Source organism: Lentzea waywayandensis (assembly GCF_900115955.1).
In the GTDB taxonomy this organism is placed as follows: domain Bacteria; phylum Actinomycetota; class Actinomycetes; order Mycobacteriales; family Pseudonocardiaceae; genus Lentzea; species Lentzea waywayandensis.
Genome location: NZ_FOYL01000001.1, coordinates 1180653 through 1205929 on the forward strand (window position 1 = coordinate 1180653; position 25277 = coordinate 1205929).

Below are 25277 nucleotides of genomic sequence, written 5' to 3' on the forward strand. Positions count from 1 at the left end.
CCATGGTGGGGTCTCCGCGATCAGGTCAGGAGGGGTCGCCGTCGAGGGCCAGGGCGACGAGGTCGTCCACGTCCATGGCGTCGATCGAGGCTTCGATGGGGGCGGTGGTGACGGCAGCGGGGTCGGCGAGCCGCAGCAGTGGTTCGAGCAGCCCGGCCGCGCGCAGCCGGTCGACCCCGATCGCGGCGAGCACCGCGGTCAGGTCCGGCTCGGCCGGTTCGACGTGCAGCTCGGACTCCAGGTGCGTGGCGAGCGCGGTCGCGTCCGGGTAGCTGAACACCAGCGTCGCGGGCAGCCGCAGGCCGGTCGCGGCACCGATCCGGTTGCGCAGCTCGACCGCGGTGAGCGAGTCGAAACCCAGGTCGCGGAACGACTGCCTGGCCGGAATGGCGTCCGCGTCGGAGTGCCCGAGCACGGCGGCCACCTGGGTGCGGACGAAACCGACGAGCAGGTCGTGGCGACCGGCTTCCGGCACCGCCGCCAGACGCTGTACCAGTTGGTCCGGCGCGGCCGCCCGTGCCGGAGTCCGGACGAGTCCTCGCAGCAACGCGGGCACCTCGCCCCGCACCGTGAGGTCGAGCCGCATCGGGACGACTGCCGCGCCACCGTCGGCACGGGAGGCGTCGTACAACGCCAGTCCGTCCTCAGTGGACAGTGCGGTGACCGCGCCCCGGCGCGCCGCGTCTCCCATGCCGTCGGCCCACAGGCCCCAGGCGAGGGACTGCGCGGGCAGGCCCGCCGCCCGGCGGTGGGCGGCCAGTGCGTCGAGGAACGCGTTGGCGGCCGCGTAGTTCGCCTGCCCCGGCGTGCCGAGTGTGCCGGCGGCCGAGGAGAACAGGACGAACTCGTCGAGGTCGCCTGCCAGCTCGTGCAGGTGCCAGGCCGCGTCGGCCTTGGCCCGCAGCACGGTCTCGACCTGCTGCGGTGTCAGGGTTTCCACGACACCGTCGGCGAGCACGCCCGCGGTGTGCACGACCGCCGTGACCGGGTGGGCGGCGAGCAGCCCCGCCACCGCGTCCCGGTCGGCGAGGTCGCACGCCACGAGCGTCACGTCCGCGCCGAGCTCACGCAGTTCGTCCGCCAGTTCGGACGCGCCCGGCGCCGTGGAGCCGCGACGGCTGGCGAGCACGAGGTGCTGTGCTCCCCGTTCCGCCAGATGCCGGGCAACGGCCGCACCCAGCGCCCCGGTCCCGCCGGTGACGAGCACGGTTCCGGAAGTCGCCGGCACCTCGCCCTCGCCGACGCGGACACGGGCCAGCCGTGGCACGAACAGTCGCCCGGACCGGACAGCAGCCTGCGGCTCGTCGGTCAGCACAGGAGCCGAATCGTCGAGGTCGAGGACTGTGAACCGGTCTGGGTGCTCAGCCTGAGCCGAGCGCAGCAAGCCCCACACAGCCGCGGCCGCCAGATCCGGCACGTCCTCGCCGGGCGAGGTCGCGACGGCGCCGCGGGTCACGACGACCAGGCGTGCCCCAGAGCCCGCGACCCACTCTCGGACGGTGCCGAGCACCGACAGGACGGTCTCGCGCACAGCGTTCGGAACCGTGCCAGCGATCCGCGGTACGGGCAGGAAGACGACGTCCGGGTTCTCCCCGGACACCTCGACGCCCGCCTGCTTCAGCGCGGCGACCAGGTCGGTGTCGTCGCCGAGCACCTCGCACCGGGTGAACGGTGACGTCGTGACCGGCGCCGGGACCCAGTCGACGCGGAACAGCGCGTCCCGCACCCCGAGCACGTCGGCGGAGAAAGGCCTCAACGTCAACGAGTCCACGACGCCGACCGGCGCTCCCGTCCCGTCAGCCAGTGCCAGTGCGAAGCCCTCGGGTACCGGCGTGAGCCGGACCCGCAGGCTGGTCGCGCCCACTGCCGAGAGGTGGACGCCACTCCAGGAGAACGGCAGCTGGGCCGTGCCGTCGCCCCTAAGCGCAGCCGTGTGCAGCGCCGCGTCGAACAGAGCCGGGTGCAGCAGGAACCCTGGTGTGGCCTCGGGAAGTGCGACTTCCGCGAACAGCTCCTCGCCGAGCGACCAGGCGGCCCGCAGCCCCTGGAACACCGGTCCGTAGCCCAGCCCCGCTTCGGCGAATCCCGGGTAGACCTCGTCGATCGCCACCGGTTCGGCACCGGGAGGCGGCCATTCGGTCAAGGCCACCAACGGTTTGGCGCCTTCCGCGACCGTGCCGACGGCGTGCCGGGTCCACGGTTCTGTGTCGTCCCGGCGGCCGTGCACGCGCACCGGGCGTTCCCCGTTCTCGGCGACGCCGACCGTGACCTGGAGCTGAACTCCCTGGTCCGGCACCACGAGCGGAACTTCGAGGGTCAGTTCGGTGACGACGTCGCAGCCGGTCTCGGCCACGGTCCGCAGCACCAGTTCGAGCAGCGCGGTACCCGGAAGCACCGTGGTTCCGCCAACGGTGTGGTCGGCGAGCCACGGATGGGTCCGCGGCGAAAGCCTTGCTGTGCCGAGAACACCGTCCTCCCCTGCCAGCGGGACGACCGCGGCGAGCAGCGGGTGACCGGTCGCGACCAGGCCGGCCGAGGTGACGTCCCCGGACGGCTTGGCGGCGAGCCAGAACCGCTCCCGCTGGAAGGCGTAGGCCGGCAGGTCGACGTGACCGCCGGGGCCGAAGCCCGCCGCCCAGTCGACCTGGCGTCCCCGCACGTGCAACCGGGCCAGCGCGGTGATCAGGGTCTCCGGCTCCGGACGGCCCGCCCGCAGCACCGGGACGGCCTCACCGTCGACCATCGCGCTCAGCACGCCGTCCGGCCCCAGCTCCAGGAAGTCCGTGACGCCGTGGACTTCGCGCAGGGCCACCACTCCGTCGTGGAACCGCACCGGTTCGCGCACCTGGCGCACCCAGTGTGCCGCGGTGGCCGGGTCGCTTCCCTCCACTGTGGACACGATGGGAAGGTTCGGCTCGGCGAAGGTCAGCCCTTCGACGACCGCGCGGAACTCGTCCAGCATCGGTTCCATCAACGCGGAGTGGAAGGCGTGACTTGTGTTGAGCCGTTTGGTCGTCGCCCAGCCCGCCGCGAAGGCGGTGACGGCGTCCTCGTCACCGGACAGCACCACGGAGTCCGGTCCGTTGACCGCGGCCAGCGAGACACCGTCCGGCAACGGCTGGACGTCCTCGACAGAGGCTTGGACGGCGATCATCGCGCCGCCCGAGGGCAGCGCCTGCATGAGCCGGCCGCGCGCGGCGACCAGCGTCGCGGCGTCCTCCAAGGACAGAATCCCGGCCACGTGGGCGGCGGCGATCTCGCCGACCGAGTGCCCCAGTACGACCTCCGGCTCGACGCCCCACGACGCCAGCAGCCGGAACAGCGCGACCTCCAGTGCGAAGATCGCCTGCTGCGCGAACTCCGTCGTGTCCAGCTCCGGCCCGCCGCCGAAGACGACCTCAGGCAGCCTCGGGTCGAGGTGCGCGCAGACCGCGTCGAAAGCCTCGGCGTAGACGGGGAAGCTCTCGTACAGTTCCCTGCCCATGCCCGCCCGCTGCGAACCCTGGCCGGTGAAGAGGAACGCGGTCCGCCCGTCCGGCACGACCGCTCCGGTCACGGCGCCGGACCCGTTGCCGAGCGCAGCCAGTCCCGCCTGCACGTCACCGACGACGACCGCCCGATGGGCGTGCTGGGTCCGGCCGACCAGTGCCTTCGCCACGGCCGCCGGTGTCTGCTCGGGATGAGCGGTCAGGTGTTCGCGCAACCGAGTCGCCTGCGCTCGCAGAGCAGCCGGTGACTTGGCCGAAAGAACGAAGGGCGGGCACGGGTGTGCCACCACAACGGCTTCCGGCTCCGGGACCGCTTCGAGGATGACGTGCGCGTTGGTGCCGCTGATGCCGAACGACGACACCGCGGCGCGACGAACGCGGCCACCCGCGGGCCACGCGACGGGCTCGGTCAGCAACCGGACCTCACCGGCGCTCCAGTCGACGTGCGGAGTCGGCTCGTCGACGTGGAGGGACCGCGGCAACACACCGTGCCGCAACGCCTGCACCATCTTGATCACGCCCGCGACACCCGCCGCGGCCTGCGTGTGCCCGAGGTTCGACTTGACCGAACCGAGCCACAGCGGCGTTTCCCGGTCCTGGCCGTAGGTGGCGAGAACCGCCTGGGCCTCGATCGGGTCGCCGAGCCGGGTGCCGGTGCCGTGCGCCTCGACAGCGTCCACATCGGACGGTCCGAGGCCGGCGGCGGCAAGCGCCTGGCGGATCACCCGCTGCTGCGAGGGCCCGTTCGGCGCGGTGAGGCCGTTCGAGGCGCCGTCCGAGTTGATCGCGGAGCCCCGCACCACCGCCAGCACGCGGTGGCCGTTGCGTCGCGCGTCGGACAGCCGTTCCAGGACCAGCACGCCCACGCCCTCGGACCAGCCGGTGCCGTCGGCGGCCGCCGCGAACGGCTTGCAGCGACCGTCCGGCGCCAGCCCGCGCTGACGGCTGAACTCGACGAACGTCGCCGGCGTCGCCATCACGGTGACACCGCCGGCGAGCGCGAGCGAGCACTCGCCCTGCCGCAGCGCCTGGGCGGCGAGGTGCAGGGTGACCAAGGACGACGAGCACGCCGTGTCGACGGTGACCGCCGGACCCTCCAGCCCGAACGAGTAGGCGACGCGTCCGGACAGGACACTGCCGGAGTTGCCGATGCCGACGAACCCCTCCACACCCTCCGGCACGTCGGTCAGCCGGGCACCGTAGTCGTGGTACATCTGGCCGGCGAACACACCGGTGCGGCTACCGCGCATGGCACCAGGGTCGATCCCCGCACTTTCAAACGCCTCCCACGACGCTTCCAGCAGCAACCGCTGCTGGGGATCCATGGCAAGTGCCTCGCGCGGACTGATCCCGAAGAACGCCGCGTCGAACTCCGCCGCGTCGTAGAGGAACCCGCCCTCGCGCGTGTAGGTGGTGCCGGACCGTTCGGGGTCGGGGTCGTACTCGACGTCCCAGCCGCGGTCGGCCGGGAACTCCCCGATGGCGTCACGCCCGTCGAGGACCAGCCGCCAGAGGTCGTCCGGCGAGGTGACACCGCCGGGGTACCGGCAGCTCATCCCGACGATCGCGACGGGCTCGTCCACGGCCAGGGTCACCGGCGCGGCCACGTCGGCGCGTTCACCGGTCAGCTCGGCTTCGAGGTGGTCCGCCAGGGCGGCGGGCGTCGCGTGGTCGAACACGACGGTCACGGCGAGCCGGAGCCCGGTGGCGGCGTCGAGCCGGTTGCGCAGTTCGACCGCGGTCAGTGAGTCGAACCCCAGTTCCGAGAACGCCTGGTCCGGCTCGATGGCTGCGGCCGAGCCGTGGCCGAGCACCGCCGCGGACTCGGCGCGCACGAGGTCGAGCAACGCCTTGCGGTCCCTGCCGGCGCGCTTCGCCGCCGCCTTGCGGACGGGGACTCGCACGAGCCCGCGCAGGATCGCCGGGAGTCGCTCGCCCTGGCCGCGCAGGACCCCGTGGTCGAGTTTCACCGGCCACAGCACCGGTTCGCCGTGCGCCAGGGCGGCGTCGAAGAGCGCCAGTCCGGTGGCGGTGTCGATCGGGCGCAGGCCGCTGCGTTCGATGCGGCGCCGCTCGGCGTCGGCGAGCCCGGCGGCCATGCCACCGTCCAGCCACGGTCCCCAGGCCAGCGACCGCGCCGGCAACCCCTGCGCGACCCGGTGGGAGGCGAGGGCGTCGAGGTAGGCGTTCGCGGCCGCGTAACCGGCCTGGCCCGCACTGCCGAAAGCCCCTGCGACGGAGGAGAACAGCACGAGTTCGACCTGATCTGAGATCAGCTCGTGCAGGTACCTCGCGGCGTCGGCCTTCGGGCCGAGGACCGCGGCGAGCCGGGCGGGGTCCTGCGCGGAGAGCAGGCCGTCGTCGAGCACCCCGGCCGCGTGCACCACCGCGGTGAGCGGGCGGTCCTCCGGAACGGTATCGAGCAACGCGGCGAGCTCCCCGCGGTCGGCGACGTCGCACGCCTCGACCGTGACCTGGGAGCCGGCCGCCTCCAACTCCGTGACGAGAGCCTTCGCGCCCTCTGCTTCCAAACCTCGGCGTGAGGTGAGCAGCAGGTGCCCGGCCCCCTGCCCGGCGAGGTGCCGGGCGACGGCGGCGCCGAGGGCACCGGTGCCGCCGGTGATCAGGACGGTCCCGTGCGGGTCGGCGATGGTCGTGGCCTCGCCGTGCCCGGTGACCTTGGCCAGTCGCGGCACGAGCACCTGGCCGTCGCGGACGGCCGCCTCCTGCTCGTCGGGCAACGCGCGGAGTTCGTCGTCCGGCCCGAGGTCGGCCAGGCCGAACCGGCCGGGGTACTCCTGTGCGGCGGTGCGCAGCAGGCCGCGGGCGGCGGCAGCGGCGAGGTCGGTGACGTCCTCGCCGGAGCGGGTGGCCACGGCCCCGCGAGTCACGAGGACCAGGCGGGAGTGGGTGAACCGCTCGTCCGCGACCCAGGTGTGCACGAGGTCGAGAGCACGCGTGACGGCGTCGGCCAGGTCGTGCGGTGCCCATTCGATCGCGACGACGGCGGGCACCGGGTCAGCGAGGGCGGAAAGACCGGCCACGATCGTGGGGCGGACCGAGCCAGCGTCCGCAAGACCGGCCACGATCACCGGTCGAACGCCGGTGTCCGCCGCGCGCACCCACTCCAGCCGGTGCAACGCCTCCGGCCGCGTCGTCTGGTTCGCCGACACCGGACGCAACGCCAGCGAGCGCACGCTCGCCACTCCCCGTCCGGTCGCGTCGGCCAGAGTCAGGCTGATCGCGTCCTGACCGGCCGGGCGGATCCGCACCCGCAGCGACGCCGCACCCGTCGCGGCCAAGGACAAACCCGTCCAGGAGAAGGGCAGGAACGCTCCATCGGCCACGAACGCGCCGAGTCCGACACCGTGCAGGGCCGCGTCGAGCAGGGCCGGGTGCAGGCCGTACTCCCCGGCCTCCGCCACGCGGTCCTGCGGCAGTTCGACCTCCGTGAACACCGTGTCTTCGTGCCGCCAGGCCGCCCGCACCCCCTGGAACGCCGGGCCGTAGCCGAAGCCCTGTTCCGCGGCGCGGTCGTAGAGATCGCCGACCGGTACCTCGGTCGCCCCCGCAGGAGGCCAGTCCGTCAGGTCGTCGTTCTGCACACCGGAAGCGCTCACCGCTCCAGTGGCGTGCAACGTCCAAGAGTCCTCATCGGACTGTCGTGAGTGGATTGTCAGCTGTCGTCGCCCGTCGATCAGAGCTCCGACGGTCACCCGCAGGGACACCTGACCGCGCAGCACCAGTGGCGCGGCGAGGGTGAGCTCGTCGACGACCGGGCACCCCAGCTCGGCCCCCGCGCACAACGCGAGGTCCGCGAACGCCGCGCCGGGAAGCAGCGGCTCGCCCAGCACCTCGTGCTCGGCGAGCCACGGCGCGGTCCGCGTCGACAGCGTGCCGGTGAACACCGTCCCGGCGTCCGGCAGTTCGACGGCGGCGCTCAGCAGCGGGTGGCCGGGCGCGGACTGACCGAGTGCGGCCACGTCGGCGACCGGCGCCGCGTCGAGCCAGTACCGGCTGCGCTCGAAGGCGTAGGACGGCAGGTCGACCGGCGCCGAGCCGGTGCCCGCGAACACCTCGGCCCAGTCGGGCTCGACACCGCGTACGTGCAGCCGGGCGAGCGCCGTGAGTACCGAGGAGGCCTCCGCACGTCCCGCACGAAGCAGCGGAACGGCACCGTCCACCATCGCGGCGAGAACGGCGTCGGGGCCGATCTCGACGAACTCCGTGACGCCCTGCTCCCGCAACCGCGTGACGGCGTCGGCGAACCGGACGGGCTCGCGAACCTGCCGCACCCAGTACTCCGGCGACAGCTGCGCCGAAACGTCCACACTGGACACGAACGGGATCGACGGCGGTGCGCAGTCGAGACCGTCGATCGCGGCACCGAACTCGGCCAGCATCGGCTCCATCAGCGCCGAGTGGAACGCGTGACTCGTGTTGAGCCGCTTGGTCTTCGCGAACCGGGAGGCCACCGCGGCAACTGCTTCCTCGACTCCGGAGAGCACGACCGACGAAGGCCCGTTGACCGCGGCGAGCGAGACTCCGTCCGGCAGCGGCAGAACGTCCTCCTCGGACGCCTGGACCGCGATCATCACGCCACCTTCGGGCAACGCCTGCATCAACCGGCCGCGCGCGGCAACCAGCGCGGCCGCGTCCTCCAACGACAGGATCCCGGCGACGTGGGCGGCGGCGATCTCGCCGACGGAGTGCCCGGCAACGAGCCCAGGCCGGACACCCCACGACTCCAGCAGCCGGAACAACGCCACCTCGAGCGCGAAGATCCCCTGCTGCGCGAACTCCGTGCGATCCAGCTCCGCGGAATCCAGGACCTCGCGCAGCCGCGGATCCAGAAGCGCGCAGACCGCGTCGAACGCGGAGGCGTAGGCCGGGAACGCCTCGTACAGTTCGCGTCCCATGCCCGCGCGCTGCGAACCCTGACCGGTGAACAGGAACGCGACCTTGCCGGCCCCAGCGCGTCCGATGTGGACATCCGCAGCGGGCGTCCCCGAAGCGACGGCCTCGAGCCCGCGCAGCAGTTCGGCACGGTCGGCGCCGACGACGGCCGCACGGTGGTCCAGCGCCGCGCGACCACCGGCCAGTGCCTGGGCCACCGCGGACACCGGCAGGTCCGGGGCCGCGGCGAGCAGCCGTCGCGCCTGCTCGCGCAGCGCGTCCGGGGACTTGGCCGAGAGCACCCACGGCACCACCGGCAGTTCGCGAGAGGCGGCAGCAACGGGCGCGTCCGGAGCTTCTTCCAGCAGCACGTGGGCGTTGGTGCCGCTGATCCCGAACGACGACACCGCGGCGCGACGGACGCGGTCACCCGCGGGCCACGCGACAGGCTCGGTCAGCAGCCGAACCTCACCCGCGGTCCAGTCGACCTGCGGAGTCGGCTCGTCGACGTGCAACGTCCTGGGCAACAGCCCGTGCCGCAACGCCTGCACCATCTTGATCACGCCGGCGACACCCGCCGCGGCCTGCGTGTGCCCGAGGTTCGACTTGACCGAACCCAGCCACAACGGCCCCTCCGAGCGTTCCTGGCCGTAGGTCGCCAGCAACGCCTGAGCTTCGATCGGGTCACCGAGCCGCGTACCGGTGCCGTGCGCCTCAACGGCGTCCACATCGGACGGAGTCAGGCCCGCGGTCGCCAGCGCGGCCCGGATGACGCGTTGCTGGGACGGTCCGTTCGGCGCCGTCAACCCGTTGGACGCGCCGTCCGAGTTGACCGCCGAGCCACGCACGACGGCGAGCACGCGGTGCCCGTTGCGCCGGGCGTCGGAAAGCCTTTCCAGCACGAGGACCCCGACACCCTCGCCCCAGCCGGTGCCGTCGGCCGCCGCGGCGAAGGACTTGCAGCGCCCGTCCGCCGCGAGCCCGCGCTGGCGCGAGAACTCGAGGAACGTCGCCGGGGTCGCCATCACGGTGACACCGCCGGCGAGCGCGAGCGAACACTCGCCCGAGCGCAGCGCCTGAGCGGCGAGGTGCAGCGCGACCAGCGAGGAAGAGCACGCCGTGTCGACGGTGACCGCCGGGCCCTCCAGCCCGAACGAGTAGGCGATCCGTCCGGAAAGGACGCTGCCGGAGTTGCCGATCCCGAGGAAGCCTTCGAGATCCGCCGGCGCGGTCGTGATCCGGGCGCCGTAGTCGTGGTACATCAGGCCCGCGAAGACACCGGTGCGGCTGCCCCGCACCGAGTCGGGAGCGATGCCCGCGTTCTCGAACGCCTCCCACGAGGACTCCAGCAGCAACCTCTGTTGCGGGTCCATCGCGACGGCCTCACGGGGACTGATCCCGAAGAACGCCGCGTCGAACTCCGCCGCGTCGTAGAGGAACCCGCCCTCGCGGGTGTAGGTGGTACCGGTCCGCCCCGGGTCCTGGTCGTACTCGACGTCCCAGCCGCGATCGTCCGGGAACTCCCCGACGCCGTCCCTGCCCTCCGCCACCAACCGCCACAGGTCGTCCGGCGACGTGACGCCACCGGGATACCGGCAGCTCATGCCGACGATCGCGATGGGCTCGTCGGCCGCGACGACCGCGGCCGGCGCGGCGGAGATCGAGGTGCCCAGCATTTCGGCGCCGAGGTGCGCGGCGAGCGCGGCCGCGCCGGGGTGGTCGAACACGAGTGTCGACGACAACCGCAGCCCGGTCGCCTCCGCGAGCCGGTTGCGCAGCTCGACCGCGGTCAGCGAGTCGAACCCGATGTCGCTGAACGCCTTGCTCACGTCGATCCTGGTGCCGGGCTCGTGGCCCAGCACGGCCGCGGCCTCGGTCCGGACCAGTTCCAGCAGCAGCGCCTCGCGCTCGGCGGCGGGAACGGAGGCCAGCCGCTCACCGAACGCCGAACCGGGCACAGCGCGCCGGGCCGACGGCCGCACCAGGCCGCGCAGCAGCGCCGGCACCTGCCCCGTGCGGAACGCGGCCAGGTCCAGCCGCACCGGCAGCGTGACGGCCCGACCGGCCGCCAGTGCGGCGTCGAACAGGGCCAGTCCATCCTTTGTGGACAGAGGAACGAGGCCGCCCAGCGGTGCGTCGGCGGCCATGCCGGTCTCCCAGGCGCCCCAGGCCATCGAGGTGCCGGGCAGTCCGGCGGCGCTGCGGTGCGCCACCAGTGCGTCGAGATAGGCGTTGGCGGCGGCGTAGTTCGCCTGCCCGGCCGCACCGAAGACACCGGCGACCGACGAGAACACGACGAACGCCGACAGTCCGGTGCCAAGGGTCAGCTCGTGCAGCAACCAGGCCGCGTCCACCTTGGGACGCAACACGGTGGCGAGCCGCTCCGGCGTCAGCGAGTCCAGCACGCCGTCGTCGAGCACGCCGGCCGCGTGCACCACGGCGTCGAGACCGGGCAACGAGCCGAGCAGTGCGGAGACCGCGTCCCGGTCGGTGACGTCGCAGGCCACGACCTCGATGCCGAGCCCGGTCAGCGCGGCCGCACCGGGTGCGTCCTGCCCCCGGCGGGTGGCGACGACGACACGGCGGGTGCCGCGGTCGAGCAGGTGCCGGGCGAGTGCCGACCCGAGCGCGCCGGTGCCCCCGGTGATCAGGACCGTGTCCCAGTCCAGCGGATCGCCGGCGGGCGCGGCGGCCCTCACCAGCCGCGGTACGAACACGCGACCACCGCGGACGGCGAACTGCGGCTCCCCTGCCGGGAACCGCGTGACGCCCGCCAGGTCGTCGGTGTCCACCAGCACGAACCGGTCGGGATGCTCGGCCTGCGCCGCCAGCACCAGCCCCCGCACGGCCGCGCCGGCGAGATCGGTGACGGCCTCGTCCTCCACGGCGACCGCACCGCGCGTGACGATCACGAGGCGTTCGTCGGGCGCGTGCTCGGCGGCGAGCCAGTTCTGCAGCTCTCTCAACACCTGAGTGGTCGCGGAGAGCGCAGCAGCGGGGTCGACGCCACCGTCGACCACCAGGCGTTCGTCGGACGCGGGCTCGGCGGCCTGAGTGGCAACGGCGTGCGTACCGCCGCCGACCACCAGGAACGTCGGCCGGATGTACTCGGACGTCCCGCCTGGGGGAAGCTGCGGCCAGTCCACCGCGAACAGGGACTGCCGCGGCACGGCGACCGGCCGCACGGTCAGCCCTTCGACGGCGGCGACCGGCTGTCCGGTCTCGTCGGTGGCCACGAGAGTGACGGTGTCCGATCCGGTGGCGGACAACCGGACCCGCAGCGCCGAACGGCCGCGCGCGGGCACCGTGACGCCGGTCCAGGAGAAGGGCACCCTGCCCGCGCCGGTGTCCGGCAGCACACCGAACGCCAGCCCGTGCAACGCGCTGTCGAGCAGCGCGGGGTGCAGCGCGAACCGCCCGGCGGCGTGCGCCGAGTCCGGCAGCTCGACCTCGGCGAAGACGTCGTCGCCACGCCGCCAGGCAGCGCGCAGGCCCTGGAACGCCGGGCCGTAGTCGAAACCGCGGTCGGCGAACCGGGCGTAGAGGTCGTCGACGTCCAGGACCTCGGCTCCCGCGGGCGGCCACTCTGCGGACCCCGTGGCGGACCGGCCTGCCGTGGACAGGGTGCCGGTGGCGTGCCGGGTCCAGGGCTCGTCGAACGCCGAACCCGCTGGGCGCGCGTGGATGCGCAGGCCGCGGGCACCGTCCAGGCCGGGAGCGCCGACGGCGATCTGGATCTCGGCTCCGCTGTCGGTCAAGGTCAGCGGCGCCTCGATGGTGAGCTCGTCGATCCGGTCGCACCCGGCTTGCTCGGCGGCGCGCAGGGCCAGCTCGACGAAGGCGGTGCCGGGCACCAGCGTCGTACCGAGCACGACGTGGTCGGCGAGCCAAGGGTGCGATCGCGGCGAGAGGACGCCCGTGCAGAGGAACCCGTCACCGTCGGCGAGCGCCAGCGCGGCGCCCAGCAGCGAGTGGTCGAGGCGGGTGAGTCCGGCGGCGCTGACGTCACCGGTCAAGGCGGGTGCGGCCAGCCAGAACCGCTCGTGCTCGAACGGGTAGTGCGGCAGCGGGAGCCGCCGGGCGCCGCCGAAGAACCTCGGCCAGTCGACGGCCGTGCCGCGGACGTACAGGGTGCTCAGCCCGCGGATGACCGTCTCCGGTTCCGACTTGTCCTTGCGCAGCAACGGAGTCACGTCGTCGGCAAGCGGGGTGAGCACCGCGGCCGGACCGATCTCGGCGAACACCGTGACGCCCTGGGCGCGCAGGCGTTCGACGCCTGCGTGGAACCGGACCGGCTGCCGCACCTGGCGGACCCAGTAGTCCGCGTCCCACGCCGCCGATTCCTCCACTGTGGACACAACGGGAATCGTCGGCGCGCCGAAGGTGAGCCCGGCGAGAGCCGTGCGGAACTCGGCGAGCATCGGTTCCATCAGCGCCGAGTGGAAGGCGTGGCTCGTGTTGAGGCGCTTGGTCTTCGCGAACCGGGAGGCAACAGCGACAACAGCGTCCTCAGCCCCGGAGAGCACGACCGAGGACGGCCCGTTCACCGCGGCCAGCGAGACCCCGTCCGGCAGCGGCAGAACCTCGTCCTCGCCTGCCTGCACGGCGATCATCGCGCCACCCTCGGGCAACGCCTGCATCAGCCGTCCGCGCGCCATGACCAGCGCGGCCGCGTCCTCCAACGACAAGATCCCGGCGACGTGCGCCGCGGCGATCTCCCCCACCGAGTGCCCGAGCACGAAGTCCGGCCGGACACCCCAGGACTCCAGCAACCGGAACAACGCGACTTCCAGCGCGAAGATCGCCTGCTGTGCGAACTCCGTGCGGTCCAGTTCCGCACAATCCAGGACCTCACGAAGCCGCGGATCCAGCAGCGCGCACACCGCGTCGAACGACGACGCGTAGGCCGGGAAGGCCTCGTACAGCTCGCGGCCCATGCCGGTCCGCTGCGATCCCTGACCCGAGAACAGGAACGCGGTCTTCCCACCGGGCTGCCCCTGGACGACGTCGAAGTCGCGCAGAGCGGCGCGAAGCGCGTCCCGGTCCGAAGCGACCACGACGGCACGGTGTTCCAGACCGCCGCGAGTCGCCATGGCGGCCGCCAGTTCCGGCAGCTCGAAATCCACAGTGGACAACAGGTGAGCCTGCTCGCGCAGCGCGGTCGCCGTGCGGGCGGAGAGAAGCACCGGCGTGACCGGCAGCGCGGGCGCCTCCGCGGGATCAACGGCCGGGGCCTGCTCCAGGATCACGTGCGCGTTGGTGCCGCTCATCCCGAACGACGACACGCCCGCTCGGCGCGGCCTTCCGGTCTCGGGCCACGGTGTCGTGCCGGTGAGCAGCCGGACGTTGCCCGCCGCCCAGTCGACGTGCGGCGTCGGCTCGTCCACGTGCAGCGTCTTCGGCAGCACGCCGTGCCGCATGGCCTGGATCATCTTGATCACGCCACCGACTCCGGCGGCGGACTGGGCGTGCCCGATGTTCGACTTCAGCGAACCGAGCCACAGCGGTTCGGGCCGGTCGCCGCCGTAGGTCGCGAGCACGGCCTGCGCCTCGATCGGGTCGCCGAGCCGGGTGCCCGTGCCGTGCGCCTCGACAGCGTCCACATCGGACGGAGAGAGGCGGGCACCGGCCAGCGCGTCCCGGATCACGCGTTGCTGCGACGGCCCGTTCGGCGCGGTCAGCCCGCTGCTCGCGCCGTCCTGGTTGACCGCGGAACCCCGCACCACCGCGAGGATCTCGTGACCGTTGCGCCGGGCGTCGGACAGCTTCTCCAGCAGGACGAGCCCGACACCCTCGGCCCAGCCGGTGCCGTCCGCGGCCGCGGCGAAGGACTTGCAACGCCCGTCCGCCGCGAGCCCGCGCTGACGCGAGAACTCGACGAACAACGTCGGCGAGGCGAGCACCATGACGCCACCGGCGAGCGCGAGCGAACACTCCCCCGCGCGCAGCGCCTGTGCGGCGAGATGCAGTGCCACCAACGACGACGAACACGCCGTGTCCACCGTGACCGCGGGCCCCTCCAGCCCGAACTGGTACGCGAGCCGTCCGGAGATCACGCTGCCCGCGTTGCCGGTCAGGAGGTGGCCCTCGAGGCCTTCCGGAGCCTCCGGGAAGCCGCTGGCGTAGCCCGACGAGGACGCGCCGACGAACACACCGGTCCGTCCGCCGCGCAGGCTCGCCGGGTCGATGCCGGCGTCCTCGAACAGCGCCCACGACGACTCCAGCAACAGCCGTTGCTGCGGATCCATCGCCAGCGCGGCCCGTGGCGAGATGCCGAAGAACTCGGCGTCGAACCCGGCGACGTCGTCGAGGAACCCGCCCGCCGCCGTGTGGCTCGCGCCGCGCTGGTCGGGATCCTGACCGGTCAGGGCGGCGAGGTCCCAGCCGCGGTCGTCCGGGAACGGCGTGATGGCGTCACGGCCTTCGCGCACCAGTTCCCACAGGTCGTCCGGCGACGCCACGCCGCCGGGGTAGCGGCAGCTCATGCCGACGACGGCGATCGGCTCGGGTTCGCCGGACTCGATCTCCTGCAGGCGCGTGCGCGTCCGCTGCAGGTCGGCGGTCACCCGGCGCAGGTACTCGACCAGCCGTTCCTCGTTGGACACCGTCAGTTCCCCAATGTGTTGTCGATGAAGTCGAAGAGGTCGTCCGCGGACGCCGTGGCGAGGCTGTCCGCGACGTCGGCCCCGGCGGTGCCGGACCACTTGGCCAGCAAAGTCTGGAGCCGCCCGTGCAGCGCGGCGCGGCCGGCGTCGTCGAGCTCGGCGGCCAGCAGCCGCGTCTCGAGTCCGTCCACTTCGGACAGAAGGCGCTCGGCGTCCGGCGCGGTGCCGGACAGTTCGCCGCGCAGGTGCGCCGCGAGGGCCGCGGGCGAGGCGTGGTCGAACACCAGCGTCGACGGCAGCCGCAGCCCGGTCGCCGCGGCGAGCCGGTTGCGCAGTTCGACGGCGGTCAGCGAGTCGAAGCCGACCTCCAGGAAACCGCGGCTCGTCTCGACACCCGAGGCGTCGGCGTGCCCGAGCACCGCGGCCATCGCCTCGCGGACCAGTTCCAGCACGATCGCGTCCTGCTCGGCAGCGGTGCGCCCGGCCAGCCGCCGGGTCAGCTCGGCCGCGTCGGACGGCGCGACCACTCGCCGTGGCTTCGCCCTGACCAGACCGCGCAGCAACGCCGGCACGTCGTCACCACGCAGCGCCGCCGGGTCGAGGCGCATCGGGACGAGCAGACTCGCCGCCTCCGCGACGGCCGCGTCGAACAACGCCACACCATCCTCTGTGGACAGAGGCAGCAAGCCGGACCGGCTCATGCGGCGGCGGTCCGTCTCGCCGAGGCCTCCGGCCATGCCCGCGTCCCACGCGCCCCAGGCGAGCGAGACGGCAGGCAGCCCGGCCACCTGGCGGTGGTGCGCGAGGCCGTCGAGGTAGGAGTTGGCGGCCGCGTAGCCGCCCTGCCCCGGGGTGCCCGAAAGTCCGGACACCGAGGAGAACAGCACGAACGCGGCGAGGTCGGCGTCACGGGTCAGCTCGTGCAGGTGGCGGGCGCCGTCCGCCTTCGGCCGCAGCACGGCCGCGAGGTCGTCGCCGGTGAGCCGGTCGACGGTGGCGTCCGCCAGCACACCCGCGGCGTGCACCACGGCGGTGAGCGGACGGCTCAGCCCGGCCAGCAGGCCGGCCACCGCGGCCCGGTCGCCGACGTCGCAGGCCACGATCGTCACTCCCAGTCCCGCCAACTCTGCCGCGCCCGGAGCGTCCAGCCCGCGGCGCCCGGTGAGCACGAGGTGCTTGGCGCCACCGGCGACGAGGTGCCGGGCGAGCGCGGCGCCGAGCGCCCCGGTGCCGCCGGTGATCAGCACGGTGCCGTCCGGGTCGATCCCGTGCGGGACGGTGAGCGCGAGCTTCCCGACGTGTTTGGCCTGGCTCAGGTACCGCAGCGCGCCCGGCGTCTGCCGCACGTCCCACGCGGTGACCGGCAGCGGCCGCAGGTGTCCCGCGGCGAACAGGCCGAGCACCTCCGTGAGCATCCGCCCGAGCCGTTCGGCCCCGGCCTCGCCGAGGTCGAACGCCCGGTAGTCGACGCCGGGCACCGAACGGACGTCGGTCTTGCCCATCTCGAGGAACCGGCCGCCCTCCGCCAGCAGCGACAGCGACGCGTCCACGAACTCGCCCGCGAGCGAGTTCAGCACGACGTCCACCCGTCCGAAGCTCTCGGCGAACGCGAGAGTGCGCGACGAGGCCACGTGCTCGACGCCGAGACCGCGCACCACGGCGTGCTTGCCGGGACTGGCGGTCGCGTACACCTCGGCACCGAGGTGGTGTGCGAGCTGGACGGCGGCCATGCCGACGCCACCCGCGGCCGCGTGCACCAGCACGGACTCGCCTGGCTTCAGCTCGGCGAGCTCGACGAGGCCGTAGTAGGCGGTCAGGAACGCGACCGGCGTGGTCGCCGCCTGCGCGAACGTCCAGCCTTCCGGAACCGGTGCCACCAAACGGTGATCGGTGACAGCGCGGGTGCCGAAGGTGCCGGGGAACAGGCCGAAGACGCGGTCCCCCACCGTCAGTCCGGTGACGCCCGAGCCGATCTCCGCCACCACGCCCGCGGCCTCCTGTCCCAGCGGAACAGGCCCGCCGGGGTACTGCCCGAGGGCGTTGAGGACGTCGCGGAAGTTCACGCCGGCGGCGCGGACGGCGATCCGCACCTCGCCCGCGGCAAGCGGTTGCGCCGGTTCCGGCAACGCCGTGACGCCGTCCACCGTGCCGGGCGCGGTGACCGCGAGCCGCCAGTCACCTGCCGGAAGCTCCAGGCCGGGCGCCGTCCCGCGGACGACGCGGGGAACCAGCACACGGCCCGCCCGCACTGCCAGTTCGGGCTCTCCAGCCGGAAGTGCGGGAACCACGTCGTCGGCGAGGTCCACCAGCCGGAACCGGCCGGGATGCTCGGCGCGGGCGGAGCGGACGAGCCCCCAGGCCGCGGCCGCACCGAGGTCGGGCACGGCGTCGCCGTCCGCAGCGGCGACCGCGCCCCGCGTGAGGAACACCAGCTCGGCGTCCCCTTCGGTGGCGAGCCAGGACCGGATCTCGGCCAGCACCGTCGCGGTCGTGGTGTGGACATCGGCCGGAGCGACCAGGACGGTCTTGGCGTCGGCAGCGGGCTCTCCTTGAGCCTCAACCCATTCCACGCGGAACAACGCGTCCCGGACCTGCCCGAACTGGTCGGCCGCGACCGGCCGCAGCACGAGTGAGGCAACGGACAGCACCGGCCTGCCCGACCCGTCGGCCACCGTCAGGGCAACGGTGTCAGGCGCGATCGGCGTGAGGCGAACTCGCAGGGTGGCGGCACCTTCGCTGTGCCGTGCCACCCCGGACCAGGTGAACGGCAGCCGCCCCTGACCGTCGTCGGGCAGCAGGTCGCCGAGCCCCAGACCGTGCAGCGCGGCGTCGAGCAGCGCGGGATGCAGGCCGAACCGCGCGGCGGTGTCGCGGTCGGCGGCGGGCAACGCCACCTCGGCGAACACCTCGCCGTCCCGCAGCCACGCCGCGCTCAGTCCCTGGAACGTCCGCCCGTAGGTGAAACCCCGGTCCTCGAACCCGGTGTACAGGTCCGTGACGTCCACTTCGGACGCTCCGGCGGGTGGCCATTCCCCGAGTTCCCCGGCGGGCACCGGCTCGGCGGTCAGCACACCGGTGGCGTGCCGCGTCCAGGGCTCGGTCTCGGCGCTGCGGGAGTGCACGGTGACCTCGTACCGATCGTCGACCGGTGCAACCGCCACCTGGACCCGGACGGTGCCGGTCGGCGGCAGCACGAGCGGCGCGGCGATCGTCAGTTCCTCCAGCACCGCACAGCCCACCTCGGCACCCGCGCGCAGAGCCAGCTCCACGAACGCCGTGCCGGGCAGGATGACCGTGCCGTGCACGGCGTGCCCGGAAAGCCACGGCGAGGTCCGGGTCGAGAGCGAGCCGGTCAGCACCCTGCCGCCGGACTCGGGCAGCTCCACGGCCACACCGAGCAACGGGTGGCCGAGCGCGCCGACGTCCCCCGCCGCAGCGCCGTCCAGCCAGAACCTCTCGTGCTGGAACGCATAGGTCGGCAGGTCCGCACGAACCGGACCAGATCCGAACACCTGCGACCACAAGGCGGTCTCAGCGAAGTGCGCGAGCGCGGTCAGCACGCCGAGACAGTCGGAGCGACCCGCCACCAGGGTGGGCACGGCCTCCTCGACCATCGGGGTGAGCACGGCGTCGGGACCGAGCTCGACGAACTCGGTGACGCCCGCGGAACGCAGCCGCGCGACGGCATCGGCGAACCGGACCGGCTCGCGCACCTGCCGCACCCAGTACTCCGGCGAGACATCCGGTTCTTCATCCACAGTGGACACGAACGCGATGGCCGGTTCGGCGTGGTCGAGTCCTTCGACAACGTCGCGGAACTCGGCGAGCATCGGCTCCATCAGCGCCGAGTGGAAGGCGTGACTCGTGTTGAGCCGCTTGGTCTTGGCGAACTTCGACGCCAGCGCGGTGACCGCGCCCGCCTCTCCGGACAACACCACCGAGGCCGGACCGTTCACCGCGGCCAGCGAAACCCCTTCCGGCAGCGGCAGAACCTCGTCCTCGCGTGCCTGCACGGCGATCATCACGCCACCGGGCGGCAGAGCCTGCATCAGGCGTCCACGCGCGGTCACCAGCTTCGCCGCGTCCTCCAGGGTCAGGATCCCGGCGACGTGCGCCGCCGCGATCTCCCCGACCGAGTGTCCCGCGACGAAGTCCGGTCGCACACCCCACGACTCCAGCAGCCGGAACAACGCGACCTCGACCGCGAAGATCCCCTGCTGTGCGAACTCCGTCTGATCCAGTTCGGGCGAACCGAGAACCTCCCCGAGCCGCGGATCCAGCAGGGCGCACACCGCGTCGAACGCGGCCGCGTAGGCCGGAAACCCCTCGTACAGCTCGCGGCCCATCCCCGCCCGCTGGGAACCCTGGCCGGAGAACAGGAACGCGGTCTCCCCGCGCAGCGATCCCCGGACGACCTCGGCGACCGACCGGCCCTCGGCGAGGCCGGTGAGCCCGCGGCGGACGCCGTCGAGGTCGGCGGCGAGCACCACGGCCCGGTGGTCGTGCGACGCCCTGGCCGTGGCGAGGGTCCTCGCGGTCGCGACCAGGTCGGGTTCCGTGCCGAGAAACGCCAGCAGCCGCGGGGCCTGCGCCCGCAGCCCGGCTTCGGACCTCGCCGAGACCAGCCACGGCACGACGCCGCCGGAGTACGTCTCCGCCGGCACGGGCTCAGGAGCGGGTGCCTCCTCCAGGACGACGTGGGAGTTGGTCCCGCTGATACCGAACGACGACACCCCTGCCCGGCGCACACGACCGCCGGCCGGCCACGGCACGGACTCGGTCAGCAACGAGACCTCGCCGGCCGACCAGTCCACCTGGGACGACGGAACGTCCGCGCGCAGCGTCCTCGGCAGCACCTCGTGCCGCAACGCCTGCACCATCTTGATCACGCCGGCGACGCCCGCGGCCGCCTGGGTGTGCCCGAGGTTCGACTTCACCGAACCCAGCCACAGCGGCGCTTCCCGGTCCTGCCCGTAGGTGGCCAGCAGCGCCTGAGCCTCGATCGGGTCGCCGAGGCGGGTCCCGGTGCCGTGCGCCTCGACGGCGTCCACATCGGACGGTCGCAGGCCGGCGGCGTCGAGAGCCTGCCGGATCACCCGTTGCTGCGACGGGCCGTTGGGCGCCGTCAACCCGTTGGACGCGCCGTCCTGGTTGACCGCCGAACCGCGGAGCACCGCGAGCACGGGGTGGCCGTGGCGGCGGGCGTCCGACAGCCGCTCCACCAGCAGCAGCCCGGCACCCTCGCCCCAGGCCGTGCCGTCGGCGGAGTCACCGAACGGCTTGCACCGGCCGTCGGCGGCCAGACCGCGCTGACGTGAGAACTCGACGAACCCGATCGGCGTGGACATCACGGTCACACCGCCCGCGAGCGCGAGCGTGCACTCCCCCGCCCGCAACGCCTGCGCGGCGAGATGCAGTGCCACCAGGGACGACGAACACGCCGTGTCCACCGTGACCGCGGGGCCTTCCAGACCGAACGCGTACGCGACGCGGCCGGAGAACACGCTCGCCGAGCTGCCGGTGCCCAGATAGCCCTCGACCTGCTCGCGGGCGTTCATCAGCAGAGTGCCGTAGTCCTGGCCGTTCGTTCCGACGAACACGCCGACCCGACTGCCGCGCAACGCCACCGGGTCGAGCCCCGCGCGTTCGAACACCTCCCACGACGTCTCCAGCAGCAACCGCTGCTGCGGGTCCATCGCCAGCGCCTCGCGCGGGCTGATCCCGAAGAACGCCGCGTCGAACCCGGTCACGTCGTCCACAAAGGATCCGTGCCGGACGTAGGAACGGCCGGGCACCTCGGGATCGGGGTCGTACACGGCCTCGACGTCCCACCCGCGGTCGTCGGGGAACTCGGTGGCCGTGTCCCCACCTGCTGCCAGCAGCTCCCACAGGTCCTCCGGGGAGTCGACCCCACCAGGGAACCGGCAGCTCATCGCGACGATCGCGATCGGCTCGTCGGCAGCACCCCGCTCGGAGACCTCGGCAACGGCACCGGTCGCGCCGGTGAGCCGCTCCGCGAGGTAGCGGACCAACGCGCCAGGACTGGGGTGGTCGAAGACCAGGGTCGCGGGCAGTTTCAGGCCGACCGAGGCACCCAGCCGGTTCCGCAGCTCGACCGCCGTCAGCGAGTCGAAACCCAGGTCGCGCAGGGCTCGGGCGGGATCGATGCGGCCGGGCTCGGAGAACCCGAGCACGGCGGCGATCTGCGTGCGCACGATCTGAAGCAGCCGCCGGTCCCGCTCCTCCGGCGCCAGGTCGGCGAGACCGGGTTCGGCATCGGTGCGGACGAGCCGCATCTCGGGAAGGTCGGAGAGCAACGGACTCGGTGCCACGGCGGCGGTCCAGTCGACGTCGGCGACGACGACAGCCGTGTCGTCGAGGTCGAGGACCCGCTGAAGACCGTCGAGGGCCAGCTCCGGCTCCATCGGCGGCACACCGCGGTGCAGCAGCCGGGTCTCCAGGCCCCCGTCGGCCATGCCGCCGCCCGCCCAGTGCCCCCAGCCGATCGACGTCGCGGGCAGGCCCAGGCCACGGCGATACCGCGCGAAGGCGTCCAGGAAAGCGTTGCCCGGCGCGTAGTTCCCCTGGCCCGCCCCGCCGTACGTGCCGGCGAGCGACGAGAAGAGCACGAACGCGTCGAGGTCGAGCTCACGGGTCAGCTCGTGCAGGGTCACCGCCGCCGCGGCCTTCACCCGCAGCACGCGGCCCACCTGGTCGAGGCTCAGTTCGTCGAGCACGGCGTCGTCGAGGACGGCGGCGGTGTGGATCACCGAGCGCAGCGGGACGTCCTGCGGCAGGGCGTCGATCAGCGTGCCGAGTGCGTCGCGGTCGGCGGCGTCGCACGCGGCCACGGTGACCCGCGAGCCGAGTGCGGTGAGCTCGTTGGCGAGGTCGGCTGCGCCGGCGGCGTCCGGTCCGCTGCGGCTGACGAGCAACAGGTGCGGCGCGCCCAGGGTGGCCATCCGGCGCGCGACGTGGGCGCCGAGCGCACCCGTGCCGCCGGTGATCAGGACCGTGCCCTCCGGCCGCCAGTCACGCCGGGCGAGCGCTCCGGCGGACCGGACGAGCCTCCGCGCGAACACGCCTTCCTGGCGCACGGCCAGTTCGTCCTCCGCGCCGCTCAGGCCACCCAGGAACAGGTCGACGGCGTCGTCGTCCGCGTCGGCGGGCAGGTCGGCGACCCCGCCCCAGCGAGCCGGGTGCTCCTGGCGCACCACCTGGCCGAGCCCCCAGACGAGGGCCTGCTCCGGGTCGGTGACCGGGTCCGCGTCCGAGGTGGAGACCGCGCCCCGCGTGACCGTCCACAAAGGAACTTCGTGGTCCGCAAGCGCTTGCACCGCGGCTAGAGTCGCGGCGAACCCCGCCGGAACGTCCGGATGTCCCAGCGTACGACCGTCGGGAGCGACGGCCAGCACACCGCGGACGTCCGTGAGGTCACCCACTTCAGCTGAGCGGATCACCTCGGCGCCGTGGCGGGCGAGTCCCTGCGCGACGCGGTCAGTGAGGTCGTCCGCGCCGAGCACGACCCAGGTACCCGTGACGGCAGGGGTTCCGGCGGGCACGAGCCGCCAGGTCGTCTCGTGCCGCAGGTCGTCGACGGCCGTGCGGCGACGCGGTGTGCCGGGCTCCGACCAGTAACGCTCGCGCTGGAACGGATACGTCGGCAGGGTCACGCGGCGGGTGCCGGTGCCCGCGAAGACGCCGGCCCAGTCGACCTCGGCACCTCGGGCGAACGCCTCACCGAGCGAGGTCACCAAGCGGGACAGGTCGCCGTCGTCGCGGCGGAGGGTGCCGACGGCGGCGGCGCCCGCACCGGCGTGCTCGATCGTCTCCTCGATGCCGACGGTGAGCACGGGGTGCGGGCTGCACTCGACGAAGACGGTGGCCCGGTTCGCGAGAAGTGTCGTGACGGCCTGGTCGAACCGGACGGGTTCGCGGAGGTTGCGGTACCAGTAGGCAGCGTCCAGCCCGGTGGTGTCCAGGACCTCCCCGGTCACCGCCGAGACGAACGGGATCCGGCCGGGCAGAGGCCGCACCGGGGCCAACAGCTCGGCCAGTTCTGCGGCCAGCAGCTCGACCTGCGCCGAGTGCGAGGCGTAGTCGACGGCGATCCGCCGCGCCCGCACCTCGACCGACGCGACTAGCTCGTCCAGCGCCCCGGCCTCACCCGAGACCACGACCGACGACGGGCCGTTGACCGCCGCCACCGAGATCCTGCCGTCCCACGCCGCGATCAGCTCGCGGGCGTGATCGACCGACGCGGCCAGCGAGACCATGCCGCCCAGTCCGGACAGCCGCAGAATCGCCTTGCTGCGCAGCGCGACCACACGAGCACCGTCCTCAAGGGACAGACCGCCCGCGACGACCGCCGCGGCGATCTCCCCCTGGGAGTGGCCCACCACGGCAGCGGGTTCGACGCCGTGCGAACGCCAGACCTCGGCCAGCGACACCATCACCGCCCACAGCACGGGCTGCACGACGTCGACCCGGCCAAGCGCCTCCTCGTCGTCGAGGACGTCCAGCAGGTTCCAGTCGACGAACGACGAGAGAGCCGAAGCGCACTCGGACATCCGCGAGGCGAACACCGGAGAGGAACCGAGGAGCGCACGACCCATCCCGGCCCACTGCGAACCCTGGCCGGGAAAAACGAAGACGACGTCACCGGGATTCGCCGGCTCACTGGTGACCGCGTCGAGTCCGGCGGCGTCGAGCACCACGGCCCGGTGCTCGCGCACCGACCGCGTGGTGACCAACGCGCGCCCGATGTCGACCGGGTCGTCGTCGAGGACTCCGAGGGCCTGGGCGAGATCTCGCAGGGCTGACCCGGTCCGGGCCGAGAGCACCCACGGCACCACGGGCAGTTCCGCGGACGGCTCGTCGTCTTCGGCGGGAACGGCCTCGATGATCACGTGCGCGTTCGTCCCGCTGACGCCGAACGACGACACCCCGGCGCGCCGGGGCACGTCGGTCTCGGGCCACCGCACAGCTTCGGCGAGCAGCCGAACCTGACCGGAGGTCCAGTCCACATGGGATGAAGGAACGTCAGAGTGCAGCGTCTTCGGCAGCACGCCGTGCCGCATCGCCTCGACCATCTTGATCACGCCACCGACACCGGCAGCGGCCTGCGTGTGCCCGATGTTCGACTTCAACGATCCCAGCCACAACGGCCGGTCCCGGTCCTTGCCGTACGTGGCCAGCAGGGCCTCGGCCTCGATCGGGTCACCCAGCGTCGTGCCGGTGCCGTGCGCCTCCACGACGTCCACATCGGACGGTGCGAGGCGCGAGTCGGCCAGCGCCGCACGGATCACCCGTTGCTGCGCCAGGCCGTTCGGCGCGGTCAGGCCGTTGGAAGCGCCGTCCTGGTTGACCGCGGAACCGCGCAGCACCGCCAGCACCGGATGGCCGAGCCGGCGGGCGTCGGACAGCCGTTCCAGGACGAGCAGGCCGACGCCCTCACCCCAGGCGGTGCCGTCGGCGTTGTCGGAGAAGGCCTTGGCGCGGCCGTCGGCGGCGAGTCCGCCCTGCTGGCTGAACTCGACGAACCCCTCCGGCGTCGTCATGATCGTGACCCCGCCCGCCAGCGCGAGCGTGCACTCCTCCGCCCGCAGCGCCTGCGCGGCGAGGTGCATCGCCACCAGCGACGACGAGCAGGCCGTGTCGACGGTCAGCGCCGGGCCCTCCAGCCCGAAGGTGTAGGCGATCCGGCCGGAGAACACGCTGGCCGCGCTGCCGGTGAGCAGATATCCGGACAGGGCCTCGACCTGTTCCTCCGACGGTCCGGCGATCTGCGCCATGCCGCCGACGAACACCCCGGTGCGACTGCCCCGCAGACCGTCGACCGGCAGGCCCGCGCGTTCGAACGCCTCGTGCGCGACCTCCAGGAGCAGGCGTTGCTGCGGGTCCATGGCGACGGCTTCGCGCGGCGAGATCCCGAAGAACTCCGGGTCGAAGTCCGCTGCCTCGTGCAGGAAACCGCCCTGGCGGACGTAGCTGTGCCCCGGCTGCGGCGCGCCGGCCCGGTAGAGCCGGGCGACGTCCCAGCCGCGGTCGGCGGGGAAGTCGGAGATCGCGTCGGTCTCCCCCGCGACCAGGTCCCACAGGCGTTCGGGCGTGTTCGCGCCTCCGGGGTACCGGCAGGCCATGCCGACGATCGCGATCGGCTCGCCCGCCCTGTCCTCGGCGTCGCGCAGCCGGGCACGAACGTCGTGCAGGTCGGCCGTGACGCGCTTGAGGAAGTAGCGGAGCTTGTCTTCACTCGACATGGGAGGTCCTCGGAGAACTTTGGGTC

At 73.1% G+C, this 25277-nt stretch carries 1 protein-coding gene and 1 pseudogene; both read right to left on the minus strand.

Annotated elements, in window-relative coordinates; all coding sequences use genetic code 11:
• Positions 1-25: 25 nt before the first annotated feature.
• Positions 26-14989 carry a type I polyketide synthase gene (locus tag BM417_RS04770; RefSeq protein ID WP_093588452.1) on the minus strand — a complete coding sequence of 4988 codons (14964 nt, stop codon included), beginning with the start codon at positions 14987-14989 and terminating at the stop codon, positions 26-28.
• Between the two features lie 2 nt (positions 14990-14991).
• Positions 14992-25248, minus strand: a pseudogene (locus BM417_RS04775) (SDR family NAD(P)-dependent oxidoreductase); the annotation flags it as partial.
• Between the last annotated feature and the right edge of the window lie 29 nt (positions 25249-25277).